The 19,137-nt window shown below is 63.1% G+C and carries 15 protein-coding genes; 6 read left to right on the top strand and 9 right to left on the bottom strand.

What is annotated here, in order from left to right:
- Nucleotides 1–101 precede the first annotated feature (101 nt).
- On the bottom strand, nt 102–923 hold the full coding sequence (locus ALTERO38_RS20955) for a helix-turn-helix transcriptional regulator (RefSeq protein WP_102836532.1): 822 nt from the start codon (nt 921–923) through the stop codon (nt 102–104).
- A 151-nt stretch (nt 924–1,074) separates the two neighbouring features.
- Between ALTERO38_RS20955 and ALTERO38_RS20950 the strand changes: the two genes are divergently transcribed.
- Both ALTERO38_RS20950 and ALTERO38_RS20945 read left to right on the top strand, forming a co-directional pair.
- Nucleotides 1,075–2,520, top strand: a complete 1,446-nt coding sequence (locus ALTERO38_RS20950; RefSeq protein WP_159969582.1) for a sodium:alanine symporter family protein — start codon at nt 1,075–1,077, stop codon at nt 2,518–2,520.
- Nucleotides 2,521–2,578: 58 nt separating this feature from the next.
- Entirely contained in the window at nt 2,579–3,571 is a 993-nt protein-coding gene (locus ALTERO38_RS20945) for an asparaginase (RefSeq protein ID WP_159969581.1), read from the top strand.
- A 9-nt stretch (nt 3,572–3,580) separates the two neighbouring features.
- On the opposite strand, the gene ALTERO38_RS20940 is transcribed toward ALTERO38_RS20945, so the two are convergent.
- The 3 genes from ALTERO38_RS20940 to nudE form a co-directional block, all read right to left on the bottom strand.
- On the bottom strand, nt 3,581–6,445 hold the full coding sequence (locus ALTERO38_RS20940; RefSeq protein WP_372239392.1) for an ATP-binding protein: 2,865 nt from the start codon (nt 6,443–6,445) through the stop codon (nt 3,581–3,583).
- A gap of 116 nt (nt 6,446–6,561) precedes the next feature.
- Nucleotides 6,562–7,377, bottom strand: a complete 816-nt coding sequence (cysQ, locus tag ALTERO38_RS20935; RefSeq protein ID WP_148925582.1) for a 3'(2'),5'-bisphosphate nucleotidase CysQ — start codon at nt 7,375–7,377, stop codon at nt 6,562–6,564.
- Nucleotides 7,374–7,940: an ADP compounds hydrolase NudE gene (gene nudE / locus ALTERO38_RS20930; RefSeq protein ID WP_148925583.1), complete on the bottom strand. Its 567-nt coding sequence runs from the start codon at nt 7,938–7,940 to the stop codon at nt 7,374–7,376. The genes cysQ and nudE overlap by 4 nt, the downstream gene beginning before the upstream one ends.
- A 120-nt stretch (nt 7,941–8,060) precedes the next feature.
- Here nudE and yrfG point away from each other — a divergent pair, with 120 nt between their 5' ends.
- Together yrfG and ALTERO38_RS20920 are read left to right on the top strand one after the other, a co-directional pair.
- Entirely contained in the window at nt 8,061–8,741 is a 681-nt protein-coding gene (yrfG, locus tag ALTERO38_RS20925; protein ID WP_102836527.1) for a GMP/IMP nucleotidase, read from the top strand.
- Nucleotides 8,742–8,907: 166 nt separating this feature from the next.
- Entirely contained in the window at nt 8,908–11,013 is a 2,106-nt protein-coding gene (locus tag ALTERO38_RS20920) for a PAS domain-containing sensor histidine kinase (protein ID WP_159969580.1), read from the top strand.
- Nucleotides 11,014–11,086: 73 nt separating this feature from the next.
- Here the strand turns inward: ALTERO38_RS20920 and fdhD are convergent, their stop codons facing one another.
- Nucleotides 11,087–11,932 (bottom strand): formate dehydrogenase accessory sulfurtransferase FdhD, encoded by an 846-nt coding sequence (gene fdhD, locus ALTERO38_RS20915; protein WP_159969579.1) that lies wholly within the window; start codon nt 11,930–11,932, stop codon nt 11,087–11,089.
- A gap of 575 nt (nt 11,933–12,507) precedes the next feature.
- On the opposite strand from fdhD, the gene ALTERO38_RS20910 reads away from it, so the two are divergent.
- Nucleotides 12,508–12,969 (top strand): YMGG-like glycine zipper-containing protein, encoded by a 462-nt coding sequence (locus ALTERO38_RS20910; RefSeq protein ID WP_159969578.1) that lies wholly within the window; start codon nt 12,508–12,510, stop codon nt 12,967–12,969.
- Nucleotides 12,970–13,058: 89 nt separating this feature from the next.
- Here the strand turns inward: ALTERO38_RS20910 and ALTERO38_RS20905 are convergent, their stop codons facing one another.
- Genes ALTERO38_RS20905 through ALTERO38_RS20890 form a run of 4 tightly spaced genes read right to left on the bottom strand, consistent with a single transcriptional unit; the run spans nt 13,059 to nt 17,781 of the window.
- Nucleotides 13,059–13,502: a thioesterase family protein gene (locus ALTERO38_RS20905; protein WP_159969577.1), complete on the bottom strand. Its 444-nt coding sequence runs from the start codon at nt 13,500–13,502 to the stop codon at nt 13,059–13,061.
- Nucleotides 13,503–13,561: 59 nt separating this feature from the next.
- Complete coding sequence (locus ALTERO38_RS20900; protein WP_159969576.1) at nt 13,562–14,725, bottom strand: iron-containing alcohol dehydrogenase; 1,164 nt, start codon at nt 14,723–14,725, stop codon at nt 13,562–13,564.
- A gap of 24 nt (nt 14,726–14,749) precedes the next feature.
- Entirely contained in the window at nt 14,750–16,540 is a 1,791-nt protein-coding gene (locus ALTERO38_RS20895; protein WP_159969575.1) for an acyl-CoA dehydrogenase C-terminal domain-containing protein, read from the bottom strand.
- A gap of 2 nt (nt 16,541–16,542) precedes the next feature.
- A complete protein-coding gene (locus ALTERO38_RS20890; RefSeq protein WP_159969574.1) occupies nt 16,543–17,781 on the bottom strand; it encodes a 3-hydroxyacyl-CoA dehydrogenase in 1,239 nt (412 codons plus the stop codon).
- 102 nt (nt 17,782–17,883) lie between these two features.
- On the opposite strand from ALTERO38_RS20890, the gene ALTERO38_RS20885 reads away from it, so the two are divergent.
- Complete coding sequence (locus ALTERO38_RS20885; protein ID WP_102836776.1) at nt 17,884–18,798, top strand: LysR family transcriptional regulator; 915 nt, start codon at nt 17,884–17,886, stop codon at nt 18,796–18,798.
- Nucleotides 18,799–19,137 lie beyond the last annotated feature (339 nt).

Below are 19,137 nucleotides of genomic sequence, written 5' to 3'. Positions count from 1 at the left end.
CGCCATCGCCGCGTGACGACCGCGCTTTCAGGCTCTTCCATCTTGCTGAGCTGTGGTGCGCCTAAGTGACCGCCGCAGCCGCTCGGCAGCTAGCACCGGCCTTACTCGATCTCGAACAAACCATCCTGCAACGACACCGCAGCCAGTCGATCGCGGATTTCCGGGTCAATGCGCGGGTCATCCAGGCCGTAGAGCATCACCTGCCGATAGGCATTGACCCGATTGATCTCGCTGCCCAGGTACTCCCAGACCACGCGAGTACAGGCCGGGGTACGACGGTCGCCGCTGGAGACGCCTGTCTTCAGGCCGTTGAGGCGGCTGATGCGGCTCTTGAAACTGGGAATGAGGATGGTCTGGCTCATCTCGTTTCCGGTCAGCGATTCGTAATCGATCAGAAACAGGCGATCCTGCAGGTAGAACGCCGCGCCGAGGTAACGACAACGCACCACCCAGTCCTCGGCCCTTGGGTTGTCGGCACGCGACTGTTCCTGGCGCTCCTGACGCTCGAATACGAAGCTGCCACGGTCCTCGCGCAGATGCACCAGCGACAGCAGAATCTGCCCCGGCACCGACATACAGTTGGCGTATTCAAAGTAATAGCCACAATAACGGGAGAGGCTGTTGGCGTTGTCGCGCATGGGCTGGAACAACTCCAGCAGCGGGTCGCTGGCAGCGATGCGCTCCTGGTCGTGACTGCGCATGCCAATCAGCTGAGTGAACTGGTCGCTCGGCAGGCTCAGTTCGTAGCTTTCCACGCCAAAGAAATCGCAGATGCGCTTGAGGTTGTGTGCGGTTGGGCGGCTCTGCCCGTTCAGGTACTTATTGAACTGGGCGCGGTTGATCGTCAGCTTTCGACAGACCTCGGCGATCGAGCGGTAATGGCTGCAGAGCAGCTTGAGATTGGCGCCGAGGTGGTCTTGCATTGAGATGTCCGGTGATGCGAGCGGCGCGATTCTAGCATCAACTCGCGCCAGATCGCCGCGACCCGCGTAATTGAATGACCGCGGGGTCTGGCTAACCATTCCGGGTCGGTGTTTCACCATTTGTCAAAACAACAAGAGAGACCTCTCCGCCATGCTCGATCTTCTCAACGATCTCATCTGGAGCAAGCTGCTCATCGTGATGCTGATAGGCCTCGGCCTGTTCTTCACCATTGCCTCGCGCTTCGTCCAGTTCCGCTATTTCGGCAGCATGTTTCACATCTTCGCTGAAGCCTTCAAACGGCAGCCAGGCCAGCTCAGTTCGTTCCAGGCGCTGATGCTCAGCGTCGCCGGCCGCGTCGGCGCCGGCAACATTGCCGGTGTTTCGGTCGCCATCATGCTCGGCGGGCCAGGCGCAATCTTCTGGATGTGGATCGTGGCGCTGGTCGGCATGGCCACCAGTTACTTCGAATGCTCCCTGGCGCAGCTGTACAAGCGCCGTGAAGCTGACGGCGGCTATCGCGGCGGCCCAGCCTTCTATATCGAGCACGGCCTCGGCCAGCGCTGGCTGGGCATCGTCGTGTCGCTGCTGCTGCTGGTGACCTTTGGCTTCGGCTTCAACGCCGTGCAGTCCTACACCGTCGCCAGCTCGATGAACGACACCTTCGGCGTGCCCACCTTCGTCAGCGGCATCGTGCTGATGGTGGTGATCGGCCTGATCATCTTCGGTGGCATCAAGCGCATCGCCAAGTTCGCCGACGTGCTGGTACCGATCATGGCGTTCTCCTACATCGCCATGGCGATCTTTGTCATCGGCACCAACGCCAGCGCCATTCCTGAGGCATTCGGCACCATCTTCCGCAGTGCCTTCGGCCTGGAACCCGCTTTCGCCGGCGGCATCGGCGCAGCCATCATCATGGGCGTCAAGCGTGGCCTGTTTTCCAACGAAGCGGGCCTGGGCAGTGCGCCCAACGTAGCGGCGGTGGCTGAGGTCAAGCACCCTGTGGCGCAGGGCATCGTGCAGTCGCTGAGCGTATTCATCGACACCATCATCCTGTGCAGCTGCACCGCACTGATCATCATCCTCTCCGGCGTGTTCGAGCCGGGCAGCGAAATGGCCGGTGTGGTGCTGACGCAAACCGCTGTGGCCGCCGTGGTTGGCGAGTGGGGCCGGGTGTTCATCAGCGTCGCGTTGCTGCTGTTCGTGTTCACCACGCTGATCTACAACTACTACCTCGGCGAGAACGCACTGGGCTTCTTCACCGGCAAGCGCTGGCCGGTTCTGGTGTACCGCGTCATGGTTATCGGCCTGGTGATGTGGGGCTCGATTCAGGACCTGGGCACGGTGTTCGGCTTTGCCGACGTCACCATGGGCCTGCTGGCAATTTGCAACTTGATTGCCCTGGCGCTGCTGTTCAAGGTAGGCCTGCGCCTGATGCGCGATTACGATAGCCAGCGCAAGGCAGGTATCGAGTCGCCAGTATTCGATCCGAAGAACTTCGCCGATCTGGATCTGGACCCGAGCGTCTGGCCAGCCAGAGTCGGCAGTGAATCGACGGTCAACACCGCCACGGCAGCCCCTCAGGCACATCAGCGTTAAGTTGCTCCGCGTCGTCTGAACAGGGGCCGCTGGCCCCTGTTTTCATTAGGAGACCCCTATGCCGGCTTCCAGAAACACCCTGGTGCTGTACACCGGCGGCACCATCGGCATGCAGCAGAGCGCCGAAGGGCTGATGCCTGCTTCCGGCTTCGCCAGCCGACTGCGCGACCAGCAGGACAAACAACCCGAGCTGACCTTGCCAGACTGGCAGCTCCGCGAACTGCTACCCGCCATCGACAGCGCCAACATGAACCAGACTCACTGGCTGGCAATGGTCGAGGCGATCCGAGCCGGTGTCGAGCAGGACAACTGCGACGCCGTGCTGGTCCTGCATGGCACCGACACCCTCGCCTACAGCGCCGCTGCGCTGAGTTTCCTGCTGCTGGGCCTCCCGGTGCCGGTGGTGCTGACGGGCGCGATGTTGCCGGCCGGCGCGCCCGGTAGTGACGCCTGGGACAACCTGTTCGGTGCGATGCAGGCGCTGCACGCGGGCGTCGAGCCAGGCGTGCATCTCTACTTCGCCGGCAAACTGATGCACGGTGCTCGAGTCAGCAAGCTCGGAACCGCCAGCCTCGATGCCTTCGGCGTGCTGCCACGGCTGCGTCAGGGACAGCGCGCACCCGCTATTCCCGCAACACTCGACTACCGCCAATCGCGTCAGCAGGTGAACCTCGCGGTGCTGCCGCTCTACCCAGGCATTCAGGCGACGCAGGTGCACGCCTTGCTGTCCAGTGGCGTGGAGGGCGTGCTCATCGAGTGCTATGGCAGCGGTACGGGGCCCGCGGATGATGCTGATCTGCTGAAGGCGCTGCAGGACGCCCATCAGCGCGGCGTTGTACTGGCCGCGATCAGCCAGTGTCCGCAGGGGCACGTCGAATTCAGCATCTATGCGGCCGGCAGCAAACTGGCTGCCAGTGGGCTGATGTCAGGCGGCGGCATGACGCGGGAGGCGGCGCTGGGCAAGTTGTTCGCGCTGCTCGGCGCCGGGCTGTCGCAGACCGAAGTCGAGCACTGGTTCGCCCTCGACCTCTGCGGTGAGCGCGTCGACTGATCTGCGGGCTCAACTTGGATGGAGATCGAACTCCTGAAGGCAATCCCGGACCTGCCGACGCAGCTCGTCGAGGTCCAGCGGCTTGCTCAGCCAGCCCTGGCAGTCGAGCCCGGCCTTCTTCTCGCTCACCGCACTCAGCACGAGCACCGGCAGCCATTGGGTGGTCGGGGCCTGACGCAGCAAACGCAGCAACTGTTCACCATCAAGCTCCGGCAGGTTGAAATCCAGCAGCAGCAACTCCGGCGGATCGACCAGCAAGTGTTCCAAGGCCATCCGTCCATTGCCGATTACGCTGACCTCAGCCAGATCAGCCAGGGCCTTGCGCACCAGCAGCTGGCTGGCCGGGTCATCTTCGACATAGACGATCCGCGGCCGCTGGCGAAGCGGCCGGGCGCTCTGCGCACCCGCCAATGGCAGGGCGATCCAGAAGCGACTGCCGGCTCCAGGCGCACTCTTCACCCCGATACTGCCGCCCATCAGCTTGGCGTACTCCAGGCACAGCGAAAGGCCGATACCCGCACCCTGGATGTTCGAACTCTCGCGGCCAAGCCGGCGAAACGGCTCGAACAGCTGAGCCTGCAAACTCTCGTCGATGCCAAGCCCCGTGTCTTCGACCACCAGCCTTGCCTGGCCCGCGACCGTCTCGATGCGCAGCACAATCTTCCCATCTGGCTTGTTGTACTTGATGGCGTTGGACAGCAGATTGAGCAGCACCTGACGTAACCGACGCGGCTCGCCCTGCACTTCGACGGGCCCGGGCGGCAAATCGAATTCCAACTGCAGGCCGTGGCGCTGAACATCAAGCGCCACCAGCTCGGCGCACTCATGCATCAAAGCAGTGACTTCGACGGTTTTTAGCTTCAGCTGCGGCCGCTCGGCCTGCAGGCTCGACCAGTCGAGAATGTCGCCAAGCAACTGGTTCAGATGCCGGCTGGCCAACAGAATCTCATCGAGATACTCAGCAGCTTCCGGCTGCGCATCCGGCGAGCAGTCCATGCGCATCAGCTGGGCAAACCCAAGGATGGCGTTGAGCGGCGTACGCAGCTCATGGCTGATGCTGGAGATCAGATGAGTCTTGGCCTCGTTGGCCGCATGTGCTTGCTGGATGGCCTGGCGCAAATCGTCCTCGACCCGCTTGATGGCATCGATATCCACATGGGTGCCGGCCACCAGGGTCGCTTCGCCTGTTTGCGGGTCGCGCTCCAGCACGCGGCCGCGACTGAGCAGCCAGTGATATTCACCCAGCGCATCAGCGAAGCGGTACTCGCTTTCATAGCGCAGCGCCTGCCCTTCGTGCATGCGGTCGAGTTCGGCCTGTACCTGGGCGACGTCGAGCGGATGGATACGCTGCAGAAACTGAGCCTCGCTCAGCTGTGCCGAAGACAACCCGAAGCGCGCTGGCAGCCGCCCGCGAAGCTGCATCACGCCGCGACGCATGTCGTTTTCCCAGAGGCTTTCAGTGGCGCTTTCGAGCACCAGTTCGAGACGCTTCTGAGCCTGGGTACGCTGCGCCTCGCTGTCTTCAAGCTGGGCGCCGATGCCTCGGGTGTGTTGCGCCAAATCATCCAGCTCGCGAATCTCTGACGAGACGGGCTCCGGCCGCCACCGACCGAGGCCGATCTGCCCCATCATCTGCGAGATGCCCGCGATCGGCTTCAGCAACGCCTGACTGAGCTGACGCGCGCGCAGCCACATGAAGGCAAAAAACAGCAGGTAGAACAGTACCAACCCGGCAATCAGCAGATAGCCGATCTGTTGAAAGCGACTGGCCAAGGCATTGGTCTGGCTGAAGACTGCGTTTTCGTCGACCACTGCCATCAGGTGCCAGCCGGTTTGCGGCACCGTCGTCCAGGCGACCAGCCGTTGTTCACCCTTCAGCTCCAGGCTCATGACCCCTTCGCTCTGCGTAGCGACCGCCTTTGCCAGCTCGCGGGTCTGGCCGCGGCGATCCAGGCGGAAATCTTCAGGTTTGAGCGTTTCCCGGCGCACCGCATCGTTGTAGTAGTGATCGGTCAGCTCGTTGAGCTCGAACTCCCGCTCGCCCGACTCCGGCAGGGCCATGATGCTCAGGTCGCGGCTGACCAGCATGGCATAGCCGTCCCAGGGCACTCGCAGGTTACTGATCTGATTCAGGAGGCCGCTGACAGTGATGTCGATACCGCTGACGCCTTCGAGCATGTCCCCTCGGTACACCGGCGCCACGGCCGACATCATCCAGCCCTGCCCGGCCGGATCGAGGTAGACGTCGGTCCACACCACCTTGCGCGCGGGGTTGTGCCAGGCGTTGGCCAGGTAATAGAAGTTGTAGCTGGGGATGTGCACATCCGGCGCGTACTGCTGAGCCGTATCGAACCAGGGGTAGATATGGTTGTAGCCGTCCCAGCTGTTGAAATAGAGGCTGGCGATCAGCGGGTTGCTGGCGTGCAGCTCCTTCATCAACGGGTCGAGCCGCTGCAGCTTGGCTACCTTCTGCAGATCCTGGCGTTCCGGGGGGGTCAGCCCCGAGTAGAAGCTGGCGGCGCCGCCCAGGTCGCGGGGGCTATAGCGCACCCCATCGGCATTGAGTTCAAGCGGCACCGGCGCCACCGGGCTGTCGTCTTCCAACGCACGACGGGAGAAATTACGAAACAGGGTGGCCGCGTTCGCCACTTCCTGCAGCTGCTGGCTGATCACCCGCGACTCACGCGCCACGGCTGTCTGCAATTCGGAAAGCGCCGTTTCGCGCAGGTGCTCGATCTGCGCATCGCGGATGGCGCTGTTGGTCAGCAGGTAGGCCGCGATCAGCACGACCTCGACCAGCACCAGTGGGATCAATGTTGTCTGAACGAAGGCACGCCAGATCCATTGACGTATCCCGGTGGGGGTTTTCGACACAGGCAGCTCCAGCGTTCCAACTCAAGCGCTCGGCTTGGTCACCGCAAGAATCCTAGCATGGCGTTATGCGCGACCGAGTCACCGCGCGAATAACCGGCCTCCGGAGCACCTCGGCGTCAGCGGCCAGCCAGCTCGATCAGCTCGGCCCGCCATTCAACGTCACGCGGTAGCGCCAGGAATGAAGGATTGAGGAAATCCTCCCGCGCTTCGTAGGACAGCGCTGCACCAGCAATATTCAGCACCTCGCCACCGGCGCCCTCCAGCACGCCTTGGGCAGCCGCCGTGTCCCACTGTGAAGTCGGCGCCAGCCGTGGGTAACAGTCGGCGGCTCCTTCGGCCAACAGGCAGAACTTCAACGAGCTGCCGACACTGGCCAATGCCAGCTCGCCAAAACGCTGTCGCAAGCCATCGAGCAAGCGTTCCTGCGCCGGGCTCGAGTGGCGCCGGCTGGCAACGACGGTGAACTCGCCCGAGGTCTGATGCCGCACCCGCAGGGGCTGCGCCGCACCGTCTGCTTCAGCACGCCAGGCGCCAAACGCAGCACCGCCGTAATAGCAGCGGCCATTGGCCGGAACCCCGACCACTCCGAACAGCACCCGCCCGTGCTCGATCAACGCGACATTCACGGTGAATTCTTCGCTACCGGCGATGAATTCCTTGGTGCCGTCCAGCGGATCGACCAACCACCAACGCGACCAGCCGGCACGCTCGGCAAGATCCAGCGCGCAATCTTCCTCGGACAATACCGGGATGGCCGCATCGAGCGCCCGGAGGCCATCGGCCAGCAGATGATGAGCCGCCAAATCAGCGGCGGTCACGGGCGAAGCATCGGCTTTCTCATGCACCTGCACATCGTTGCGCCAGTGCGGCAGGATGGCCTCGCCCGCAGCGCGGACCAGCTCAATGACGGGGGCCAGATAGGGATGGCTCACTGTTCGAACTCCCCCCGCTGGCTGAGCAGATCACGCGCCAGATAAAGGGCCGCAAGGGCGCGCCCTTCGCTGAACTGCGGGTTCTGGATCAGGCTGGACAACTCACGCAGATCCACCCGATCGACACGCATCGGCTCGGGCTCGTCCCCCGGCAGCTGCTCGGGATAGAGGTCGCGCGCCAGCACCACCTGAATCTTCTGGCTCATGTAGCCCGGCGACAGCGACAGTTCGGTGAGCAGTTCCAGGCTGCGCGCGCCGAAACCGGCCTCCTCTTTCAGTTCCCGGTTGGCCGCGTCGAGCACGTCTTCGCCCGGCTCGATCAACCCCTTGGGCAGCGACAGTTCGTAGGTATCGGTACCGCCGCAGTATTCCTCCACCAGCAGCGCGCGGCCATCGGCTTCCAGCGCGACGATCATCACTGCGCCATAGCCGGTTCCCTTGCCGACCAGCCGTTCGTAGGTACGCTCCACGCCGTTGGAAAACCGCAGCTGCAGCTCCTCGACACGGAACAGGCGGCTGCTGGCGACGATCTCACGGGCAAGTACGGTAGGTTTCTGGCGCATGGGGATATCCTTGGAACGCGAAGACCAATCATAACCCGGCTTTTTGTGATCGCCGCGAACGCTTTGCATCGAGCCGACCGCTGTCGCACCATTGTGCCAACCGCCGAACAAGAGCCCGCCATGATCGCTTCACTGCCCTGGTCCGAGATCGACACCGTCCTGCTGGACATGGACGGCACCCTGCTGGATCTGCATTTCGACAACCATTTCTGGCTCGACCTGCTGCCGCAGCGCTATGCCGAACGGCATGGCATCAGCCGCGCCATGGCCGAGCTGGAGCTGGCCCCGCTGTTCAACGAACATGAGGGCAAGCTCACCTGGTACTGCCTGGACTTCTGGACCCGCGAGCTGAACCTGCCGATTCGTGAGATGAAGCGAGAGATCGCTGACCTGATCGCCCTGCGCCCGGCTGCCGACGAATTTCTCGCCGCCCTGCGTGATGCGGGCAAGCGCGTGGTGTTGATCACCAATGCCCACCGCGACTCGTTGTCGCTGAAGCTCGAACGTATCGAACTGGCACCCTGGTTTAATCGTCTGATCAGTTCACACGACTATGGCTTCCCCAAGGAGCAAGCCCAGTTCTGGCATGCCCTGAAAACGGATCTGGATTTCGATCCGGCAACCGCGCTTTTCATTGACGACAGCCTGTCCGTACTGCGCAGTGCGCGGGCTTACGGCATCGCTCACCTGCTGGCCATCAGCGAACCGGACAGTCGCCGAGGCAGGAAGGACACCGAAGAATTCACCGCTGTGGACGATTATCTCGAGCTGATCCGCAGCCTGCAGGGCTTCTCGGCCTGACCGAAAGATGCGGGCGTGCTTAACTCAGACACATGCGTATCCGCCTTATAAGAGATGGCCAGCGGATGATGAAAAAGGCGATCCAGGTGACTGACGTCCAGCGTGTACATGAACTCGGCATAGGTGCGATGCGGGTAGAACCCTGGCTCGCCAGAATGGAAGGACTATGGTTGTAGACGCAGGATTCTGGCCTTCCGAGCGCAGCGAAATGGGCCGGCAGATCCGCCACCACGACTGGAGCACAACGGTGCTGGGCCCGGTCGAGCACTGGCCGACCGTTCTGCGAGTACTGCTCGACACCGTGCTCGAGACGCCGCTGCCAATGTGCATCCTGTGGGGCGAAGCCAGCCTGCAGCTGTACAACGATGCGCATGCCGCTGCCATCGGAGACCACCATCCAGGGGCGCTCGGGGCACCAGTCGCGACATCCTGGGGCGACAACTGGCCGGATCTGCACCATGCAAGTCCGCTCGCTGAGCGCAACCGGACCTGCACACTGCGCGACTATCACCCTGTCGACAGCAGCCTGTCGCCGGGCAGCAATGTTGGCTTCGATATCGCCATCAGCCCCATCCGCGACGGGCAACAGATCGTTGGGCAGCTGCTCTGTCTTCGGCCAAGCGAAGAGGAGGCACTGCGCCGCCGGAACGCTGAAATCAAGATGATCAACGACGCCTTGCCGGTGCTTATCGGCTACGTTGATCGAGATGAGCGCTTTCGTTTCAACAACAGCCACTATGAAAGCTGGTATGGCTTAAGCCCCGAGTCGCTATACGGCAAAAGCGTTCGCGAGGTCATCGGTGAAGAGGCCTATGCCATTCGCGAGGCTCACATCAAGGCGGCACTGGCCGGCCAGGAACTGAGCTTCGAAGCCTACAGCTCGCACCGCGACGGCAAACCACGCCAAACCCAGGTCCAATACCTGCCGCGCCAAGACGACCAGGGTGAGGTACAGGGCTTTTTCGTGCTGGCTCAGGACGTCACCGAGCGCTGGGAAGCAGAACAGGCGCTGCGTGAGCTCAACGAGACGCTGGAAAGTCGGGTACAGGAGCGCACCGAGGCGCTGGCGGAAGTCTACGAGCGCCTGCTCAAGGAAATGGCCAGTCGTGAGCAGGCGCAGGAAGCGCTGCGCCAGGCGCAGAAGATGGAAGCGGTGGGCCAGCTCACCGGCGGCATCGCTCACGACTTCAACAACATGCTCACCGGCATCATCGGTGGGCTGGACCTTATACAGCGCTATAACCAGACCGGCCGACACGCCGAAACCCAGCGTTTCATCGATGCAGCGGTCACCTCGGCCAACCGCGCGGCGGCGCTCACCCACCGGCTGCTGGCCTTTGCCCGTCGCCAGCCGTTGAATCTCAAGCGGGTCGACATCAATGCGCTGGTCGAGTCCATGCACGACCTGATGGTGCGCACACTGGGCAGCCACATCCTGGTCGACGCTCAGCTGCAGCCGGACCTGTGGCCAGCACACAGCGACGACAACCAGCTAGAAAGCGCACTGCTCAACCTGGTCATCAACGCCCGTGACGCCATGCCCGACGGCGGCAGCCTGTATATCGCCACGGCTAACGTGATGTTGCAGCAGCCCGGTGAAATCGGTGATATGGCCCCCGGGCACTACGTCAGCCTCAGCGTGATCGACAGTGGCTGCGGCATGACGCCGAAGGTCCTGGCGGCTGCGTTCGAGCCATTCTTCACCACCAAACCCATCGGCCAGGGCACCGGGCTCGGCCTGTCGATGATCTACGGCTTCGCCCGCCAGGCCGGCGGCCATGTGCAGATCCGCAGCGAGCCGGGCCAAGGCACCGAGGTCACCCTCTACTTGCCGGCACACTGCGATCTTCAAACTCAGGTTGTACCTGACGCCCCTGCCGAGCAGGTGCCGAAAGCGCTGCAGGGCGAACGGGTGCTGGTGGTGGAGGACGATGCTGCGGTGCGCATGCTGGTCATGGACGTATTGGACATGCTCGGCTACCGCGCTCTGGAAGCGGCCGAGGCCAACGCGGCGGTGGCCATCCTGGTCAGCGGCGAACCGCTGGACCTGCTCATTTCCGATGTCGGCCTGCCCGGCATGAACGGCCGTCAGCTGGCCGACATCGCACGCCAGCAGCGGCCCACCCTGCGCGTCTTGTTCATGACCGGCTACGCCGAACAGGCGGCCAGCAGCGGCTTTCTCGACAAGGGCATGGACATGATCAGCAAACCCTTCACCATCGACCTGCTGGCCACGCGCATCCGCGCCATGCTGGCCCAGGAGCTCGAGTAGAGCCGTGCAGGTACAGCGGCGTCACAGACGTCTAGGGGTGCCGTTTGCCTGCAAACGGCGGGAAGCCCGAAGGTTAGCGGGGATGCGCGCGCTCGGTCGTAAGCGCCGGGCTGTATACCCTCGGCGCGCTGTGGTGCGGCAGATGGATCAGGTTGAGCCGGTGCTGGCGCGCCCAGCGCACGCAGAGATCGGTCGGTGCTGAAAGGCTGACCAGCGTCGACAAACCCGCACGCACAGCCTTGTGGATCAGCTCCAGGCTGCAGCGGCTGGTGACCACCGCGAAGCCCCGACAGCCGTCACGCCCTTCGCGGCGCAGCGCGCCGATCAGCTTGTCCAGCGCGTTGTGCCGGCCGATGTCCTCACGGCACAGCACGATCTCGCCATGTTCGTCGACAAACAGTGCGGCGTGCAGCGCACCGCTTTGCCGCGCCAGGCGCTGCGCATCGTTGATCCGCGCGCGCAGCTCCTGCAGGTGCGCGGCCGGCGGTAAGGGGCTGGACACCAGCGGGGTCAATTGCGGTAGCGCCTGGTCGATCGCCTCCACCCCGCACAGACCGCAACCGCTGGTACCGGCCAGGTTGCGGCGCTGCTGTTTGAGTGCCCAGAACGCTCGATTGCCGATCTCTACCTCGGCGCTGAACGCGTCGCCGCGCCGACTGAGCTGGATGTCGTAGATCTCGTCGACGCTGCCAACCAGCTCGCCGCTCAGGCTGAAGCCGACGACGAAGTCCTCCAGCGCGCTGGGCGAGACCATCATCACCGCGTGGCTGATGCCGTTGTAGGCGATGGCCAGCGCGCACTCCTCGGCCAGCACCGCGTCGCCCGTATTTTCCGAGGCATTCAGCTCCGCATAGCTATAGGCGGCCGGCGCCGAACTGGCGATGGGCGCGGCAGCATTCAGGGGTGCAGGACGAGGCATATCGAAGACTCCGTGCAGGCGTGCTGTAAGAATATCCGACTCAGGGCTGTACCTGCGGTTCGATCTGCTCAGGCTCAGCCTACGAGGTGGTGGTCGGGCTCTGCTCAGGGCTTACGCACCGGGTGGCCGATCGTATTTCAAGCATGGAGAGCGATGACTATCCAACTCTATCGAGCGGCAACTACGCGGACCATCAACAAGCGTCAAACCCATTCAACAGGTACCAGGCTGCTCGGCATATTCACAGATCGAGTTCGCCTCGGCAGCGCCTCCATCAACGAGGCGCTCCTTTGTCGAACGCATTCAGACGTCAACATTTGTATTCAGCAGGCCGCACAGTAGCGGCCTGCCAGTTGTTAGCTAAACGATGAAACCAGTCAATGAGTGACGCCCTGACGCGGCGCTGAGGTCGGGCTCCACGAGCCTTTTCCGGGCGGAGAAGGGGCGGACGATTTAGCTACATGTGAACCACGTCCAGGTTTTGCGAACCCGATGGCAGCCCGTGGAACCCGGCACCGACCAGCCGGTCTATGACGGCAATTTCGCCGCACGCCGGCTTTGCTATCGAGGTGTACATGAAGTCCCTGCAGCTGATAGTTCTTTCCCTTGGCCTGACCTACGGCGGTATCGCCGCCGCGAGCAACACCGAAGCCGCTGTCGGCGGAGCATTGGGCGGTGCACTCGGCTCGGTCGTCGGTGAGCATCTTGGCGGCTCGACGGGCGCCACGATCGGCGCCGGTGTTGGCGGCGCTGCGGGCGGCATGGTCGGCGCCGACAAGCGCAGCCGCACCGAAGCGGCCATCGGTGGTGGCCTTGGCGCAGCGGGCGGTAACGTGATCGGCCAGCGCGTCGGGGGCAGCACCGGCGGCCTGATTGGTGCAGCCGTGGGTGGCGGCGCCGGCGGCGCGATCGGCAATGCCTACGGCGACGATGACGACTATCGCAATGACCGTCGCTACCGTGACGACCGCCGTTACTACGGCCACCCAGGCAAAGCCAAGGGACGCTGGAAGCACAAACACAAGCATCACCGCTGAGTCAGCCGCTCCGTAGCGCGGCGCGACCATCCACAGTGAAACGGCCGAAAAAGCTCGGCCGTTCAGCTGTCCAACCGCAGGACTGAGATTTATCCGGCCGTCATTACCAGCGCTTCCAACGCCTGGCGCAAACCACTCGGGATCGGCGTCGGCCGGTTGCTGGCGCGATCCACGAACACATGCACGAAGCGCCCTGCCGCACAGGCCTGCGCTTCGCCTGCCTTGAAGATCGCCAGCTCGTACTGCACCGAGCTGTTGCCCAGCTTGCCGACCCGCAGCCCGACTTCCAGCACATCGGGAAAGGCGATGGAAGCGAAGTAGTCGCACGAAGAACTGACGACGAACCCCACCACCTCGCCTTCGTGAATATCCAACCCGCCACGTGCAATCAGATAGGCGTTCACCGCGCTATCGAAATAGCTGTAGTAGACGACGTTGTTCACGTGGCCATAGATATCGTTGTCATGCCAGCGCGTAGTGATCGGCTGGAAGTGACGGTAATTGGCGCGCAGGTGCTGTGGTTGTTCGGCCATTCGAGAAGTCCTTGTTCAGCAAACCGGCACACCGCAGGCGACGCGGTGCACCAACGGAGTCAGTACGCGGCGCGGTAGATGGCCAAGGCATCAGCCTCGGTCACTTCGCGTGGATTGTTGACCAGCAGGCGCTGCTGGAGCATCGCCTCCTTCGCCAGTTGCGGCAGCATCTCCTCCGGCACACCGGCGTCGCGCAACCGGGTCGGCAGGCCGACACGTGCACTCATCTGCTCGAATTCCTCGATCAGCTGCTCGGCATAAGTCGACGGATCATCCTTGCGCAGCCGATCACCAAGGATGATCGGCGCCAGCTCGCCGTAGTGAGTGGTGGCCGCATTGACGTTGAAGCGCAACACCTGCGGCAGCACCAGCGCGTTCGACAGCCCGTGCGGAATGTGGAAGTTGCCACCCAGCGGATAGGCCAGCGCGTGCACCGCGGCCACGGGGGCGTTGGCGAAGGCCTGCCCGGCCAGGCAGGCACCGAGCAGCATGGCCTGTCGCGCCTCGCGGTTGCTGCCGTTGTGTACGGCTTCGTCTAGGTTGGCCGCCAGCAGACGCAGCGCCTCGCGCGCCAGCAGGTCGGACATCGGGTTTTTCTTCAACGCGCTGGTGTAGGCCTCGATGGCATGCACCATGGCGTCGATCCCGGTGGCGGCCGTCACCGCCGGTGGCAAGCCGAGGGTAAGGTCAGCGTCGAGCAGCGCCAGGTCCGGCAGCAGCAGGGGCGAAACCACGCCCATCTTGGTGGTTTCGCCGGTGGTAATGATGGCGATCTGCGTGACCTCGGATCCAGTGCCTGCGGTGGTCGGCACCTGAATCAACGGCAAACGCTTGCCCTTGGCGTTACCGACGCCGTAGATATCCTGCAGGGTCTGGGTGTTGTCCGGGTGTGCCAGGAGGGCCACCAGCTTGGCGACATCCATCGAGCTGCCGCCACCAAAGCCGATCACCAGATCAGCGCCAGCTGACCGGGCCTGCTCGACGGCGGCCAGCACGATGGCTTCCGGTGGATCAGCGACGACCTGATCGTAAACGGCGACCTTCAACCCTTCCGTCTCGAAACCCGGAAGCACCTCGTTGAGCAGGCCGAAGCGGGTAATCCCGGGATCGGTCACGACCAATACGGAACGCGCCTCGCGCTCCTTGCAGAGGCTGGCCAGCCGGCGCGACGAGCCGGGCTCACAAATCAGTTGGGCGGTTGTGGCAAAGCTGAACGGATGCATCGGTGCCTCCTGTGATCAATTAGCTCAAAACGCGAAGTCACTTTCTGGCAGCGCCATCAGACAATCAGCACCGCCCTGGATTGCCTCACGATGCGCGCTCGCCCGCGGCAGTACGCGACGCAAGTAGAAGTCCGCGCTGGCCAGCTTGGCCTGGTAGAACGCCTCATCTCCAACCCCTTGCTCCAGCGCATCCTGTGCCCGCGCTGCAGCCTGTAGCCAGAGTCCCGCCAACAACACATAGGCCGAGTACTGCAGGAAATCCACCGACACCGCGCCGATCTCCTGCGGGTCGCGCCCGGTGGCGGCGATGATCTCGGCGCTCAGCTCACGCCACTCCCCAATCCGCGCCTGCACCTTGCTGGCCATGGCATGCAGTGCTGGCCGATCAACCTGCTGGTCGCAAATCTCGCTGAACTCGGCCTGCAGCGCTGACAGTTCAGTACCGCCATCGCCGAGCAGCTTGCGGCGGATGTAGTCGAGCGCCTGGATGCCGTTGGTGCCCTCGTACAGCTGAGTGATGCGGCTGTCGCGCATCAGCTGCTCCATGCCCCACTCGCGGATATAACCGTGGCCGCCGTAGACCTGCACGCCGAGGCTCGCGACCTCCTGGCCCATGTCAGTGAAGAAGGCTTTGACGATAGGAATCAGCAGCGCCGCGCGCTTGCTTGCGGCCTTGCGGTAGCTCGGTTCGGGATGGCCATGTTCAAGGTCCAGCTGCCGGGCGCAATACGCCGCCAACATCCGGCTGCCTTCGACCAGTGTCTTCTGCGTCAGCAGCATGCGCCGCACGTCCGGGTGCACGATGATCGGATCAGCCACCTTGTCCGGATGCTGAACACCGGCCAAACCGCGCGACTGCAGCCGCTCACGTGCATAGCCCAGCGAGCCCTGATAGGCCTGTTCGGCGATGCCCAGGCCCTGCAAACCGACCTGGAAGCGCGCGTCGTTCATCATGGTGAACATGCACGCCAGACCCTGGTTCGGCTCGCCGACGACCCAGCCGGTGGCGCCGTCGAAGTTCATCACGCAAGTGGCCGCGCCCTTGATGCCCATCTTGTGCTCGATGGCGCCGCAGGAAAGCGCGTTGCGCTCGCCGGGCGTACCATCGGCCTTGGCGATGAACTTGGGTACCAGCAAGAGGCTGATGCCCTTCACCCCGGCCGGTGCATCCGGCAGGCGTGCCAACACCAGGTGCACGATGTTCTCGCTCATGTCGTGCTCGCCACCGGAGATGAAGATCTTGCTGCCGCTGACCTTGTAGCTGCCGTCCGCCTGGGGCTCGGCCTTGGTCCGCAACAGCGCAAGATCGGTGCCGGCCTGCGGCTCGGTCAGGCACATGGTGCCGCTCCAGCTGCCGCTGACCAGCTTCTCCAGATAGGCGTTCTTCAGCTCGTCGCTGCCGTGCTTGTACAGCGCCAGCACCGCGCCCTCGGTGAGGCCCGAGTAGATGCGGAAGGACAGGGACGCGCCCATCAGCATCTCGTGGAAGTTACAGGCGACCAGCTGCGGGAAGCCCTGGCCACCGTACTCGGTCGGCCCGGTCATGCTCGCCCAGCCGTTGTCGACGTACTGCCTGTAGGCCTCGACGAAGCCCTGCGGGGTGCGCACCTCGCCGTTTTCAAGGGTCACGCCCTCTTCGTCGCTGTTGCAATTGAGCGGTGCGATTTCGCCGCCGGTGTAGCGCGCCGCTTCTTCCAGCACGCCGTCGATCAGCTCACGGTCCAGGCCGTTGCCGAGCAGCTCGCAATGAGCGCTGGCGTCGAATAGCTCGTGCAGTACGAAACGCATGTCACGCAGGGGGGCCTTGTACTCCATGCTCAGGCTTCCTTTTTGTAGTCAACGAAGCAACTGCCGAGCGTGGCCAGGCTGTCGATCAGCTCGGCCGGCTGCCAGTGCGGCCCGTGGCGCTCGGCCAGTGCATTCAACCGGTCACGAATGGCTGGCAGGCCTTGGCGATCAGCCCAGGTCATCGGCCCGCCGACTTCGGCCGGGAAGCCATAGCCGTAGAGGTAAACGGTGTCGATATCAGCACTGGACTCGGCCATGCCTTCTTCAAGAATCTTCGCGCCTTCGTTGACCAACGCCAGCAGGCAGCGCTCGAGAATTTCTTCGCTGCCAATTTCGCGACGTTGAAAGCCGAGCCGCTCGGACTCGCGCTGCACGAGCGCGTCCACTTCCGGGTCGTGTTCGGCCTGGCGGCTGCCTTCGGCATAGCGGTAGTAGCCCATGCGCGATTTCTGGCCGAAGCGGCCCAGCTCGCAGAGGCGGTTGTCGATCTGCACCTCAGGCTCATCCTGGCCCTTGCCGGCCAATTCGCGCGAACGCCATTCCAGGTCGATGCCGACTACGTCGTACATGCGGAACGGCCCCATAGCAAAACCGAAGCCCTGCAGCGCAGCGTCTACCTGATGCGGGTAGGCCCCTTCGAGCAGCATCATTCGTGCTTCCCGCACATAGGTCGCGAGCATGCGGTTGCCGATGAAGCCCTGACAGTTGCCGGCGATCACGCTGACCTTGCCCATGCGCTTGCCGAGTTCAGTGGACGCCTTGAGCACGGCTTTGGAAGTCTTCGCACCGCGGACGATTTCCAGCAATTTCATGATGTGTGCCGGGCTGAAGAAGTGCAGCCCCACCACCTGCTCAGGGCGCCCGGTGACGGCGGCAATGGCGTCTATGTCCAGTGCCGAGGTGTTGCTGGCGAGAATGCCGGTGGGCTTAACGATGCCGTCCAGTTCGCGGAAGATGGTCTGCTTTAGCTCGAGGTTCTCGTAAACGGCTTCGATCACCAGATCGACATCGGCTAACGCCTGATAATCGGCCGCTTTGCTGATGCAGGCGCGACGTGCAGCCGCCTGAGTCTCGTCGATCCGCCCCTGGCGGACGTTATGCGCGTAGGTGTCGGCCACGACGCCCAACGCCTGCTCCAGCATCTCGGGATTGTTGTCCAGCCACAGCACCTGCACACCGGCGTTGGCCAGGCTCATGACGATACCGCGGCCCATGGTGCCCGCGCCGATCACGGCGGCGGTCTGGATATCGAAACCGGTTTGGCTCATAGCAGCTGTCCTTATCGCAAGGCGGAAAAAACTGGAGACCAACCATAGACGAAGACGCTACTATTTTTGAAATTTAGTCTTGTGATGTTTCAGATTCACCCGATGAATATCTACAACTTCGACCTCAACCTCCTTCGCGTGCTGGACGCCCTGCTACGCGAACGCAATGTCTCCCGCGCTGCGGAGCGGCTTTCGCTCAGCCAACCGGCCGTCAGTAATGCACTCAATCGTCTGCGCGAACTGCTCGATGATCCGCTGCTGGTCCGTGTTGGCCGCGCCATGCAACCCACGCCGCGCGCGCTGAGCCTGGAAGCGCCCATTCGCGATGCGTTGCAGCAGATCGAGCACACCTTGAATGCCGGGGATTTCTTCGATCCGAGCACCAGCCGGCAGCGCTTCGTCATTGCTGTCACCGATTACGTCGAGCTGGTCTGTATGCCTGCGTTGATGGCTCGCCTGGCGAGCGTGGCACCGGGGATTCAGCTGGCCATCGAGCATCTGACCCCAAGCCTGCCGGTCGAAGCGCTGGATGACGGCAAGCTGGATCTGGTTCTTGGCCGCTTCGTCGAAGTGCCGACCCGTTTTCATACCCGACGCTGGGCCAGCGAAACCTTGCAGATTGCGGTGCGCAAGGGTCATCCGTTGGTTGGCAAGACACTGGACCTCGACGGTTTTTTGCGCCTGCGCCACCTCTGGGTCCACGGCGGACAGACGCGCGGCATGGTCGATCAATGGCTGGAGGAGCAAGGACTCAGCCGCGATGTGGTCTACACCACCCCGAACTATCTGCAGGCAGCACATATCGTCGCGCGTAGCGATCTGGCCGCGGTGTTGCCCACGCAGCTGGCGCGCTATTTCGCCGAGATGCTACCGCTCCAGCTGTTTGACCTGCCCTTCGATCTCGGTAGCTTCCGGCTGGATATCGTCAGCGTTGCGCAACGTGAACGGGATGCTGCCCTGCAATGGCTGATCGAACAGATCGTCGCGATAAGTGAACACGATAGTCTGCCGCGGTGAGGCGATAGGCTGTGCTGTGGCACCACGTGCCGCGGTTGCCGGGACGCTATGGCATTCCCGGCGGTTTTCCATGGGCAACAAAAAACCCGCCAAAGCGGGTTTTTCCTGACCATCCGAATCCTTCCGGGTGCCGTCCTGGCGATGGTCGATCTTCCTTGATCCTGAGCGCGTCCTGCGCTTCAGAGCTGGGCATAGATTAATCATCCGGCCGAGCAAGCTGAAGAGCTAAAGACTGGGATCCTTGTAAGCCTTTCGCTATAGGAAGGGACAAACGCATCGTCGGGAGCCTCTCTAAGCGCTGACTCGAAACAAATCCTGGAGCGATGCGCTTGAGGCGTT

This window comes from Pseudomonas sp. 9Ag (assembly GCF_902506445.1).
Taxonomy (GTDB): domain Bacteria; phylum Pseudomonadota; class Gammaproteobacteria; order Pseudomonadales; family Pseudomonadaceae; genus Stutzerimonas; species Stutzerimonas stutzeri_AB.
The sequence above is the reverse complement of the archived record's forward strand: the minus strand, read 5'-3'. Positions and strand labels throughout refer to the sequence as shown.

Excerpts from the sequence above, each read along its gene's own strand:
- ALTERO38_RS20920 (WP_159969580.1), top strand. The coding sequence starts at position 8,908 with ATGGTTGTAGACGCAGGATTCTGGCCTTCCGAGCGCAGCGAAATGGGC.
- ALTERO38_RS20955 (WP_102836532.1), bottom strand. The coding sequence starts at position 923 with ATGCAAGACCACCTCGGCGCCAATCTCAAGCTGCTCTGCAGCCATTAC.
- ALTERO38_RS20900 (WP_159969576.1), bottom strand. The coding sequence starts at position 14,725 with ATGCATCCGTTCAGCTTTGCCACAACCGCCCAACTGATTTGTGAGCCC.
- ALTERO38_RS20885 (WP_102836776.1), top strand. The coding sequence starts at position 17,884 with ATGAATATCTACAACTTCGACCTCAACCTCCTTCGCGTGCTGGACGCC.
- ALTERO38_RS20945 (WP_159969581.1), top strand. The coding sequence starts at position 2,579 with ATGCCGGCTTCCAGAAACACCCTGGTGCTGTACACCGGCGGCACCATC.
- ALTERO38_RS20905 (WP_159969577.1), bottom strand. The coding sequence starts at position 13,502 with ATGGCCGAACAACCACAGCACCTGCGCGCCAATTACCGTCACTTCCAG.
- ALTERO38_RS20890 (WP_159969574.1), bottom strand. The coding sequence starts at position 17,781 with ATGAGCCAAACCGGTTTCGATATCCAGACCGCCGCCGTGATCGGCGCG.
- ALTERO38_RS20895 (WP_159969575.1), bottom strand. The coding sequence starts at position 16,540 with ATGGAGTACAAGGCCCCCCTGCGTGACATGCGTTTCGTACTGCACGAG.
- yrfG (WP_102836527.1), top strand. The coding sequence starts at position 8,061 with ATGATCGCTTCACTGCCCTGGTCCGAGATCGACACCGTCCTGCTGGAC.
- ALTERO38_RS20950 (WP_159969582.1), top strand. The coding sequence starts at position 1,075 with ATGCTCGATCTTCTCAACGATCTCATCTGGAGCAAGCTGCTCATCGTG.
- nudE (WP_148925583.1), bottom strand. The coding sequence starts at position 7,940 with ATGCGCCAGAAACCTACCGTACTTGCCCGTGAGATCGTCGCCAGCAGC.
- ALTERO38_RS20910 (WP_159969578.1), top strand. The coding sequence starts at position 12,508 with ATGAAGTCCCTGCAGCTGATAGTTCTTTCCCTTGGCCTGACCTACGGC.
- fdhD (WP_159969579.1), bottom strand. The coding sequence starts at position 11,932 with ATGCCTCGTCCTGCACCCCTGAATGCTGCCGCGCCCATCGCCAGTTCG.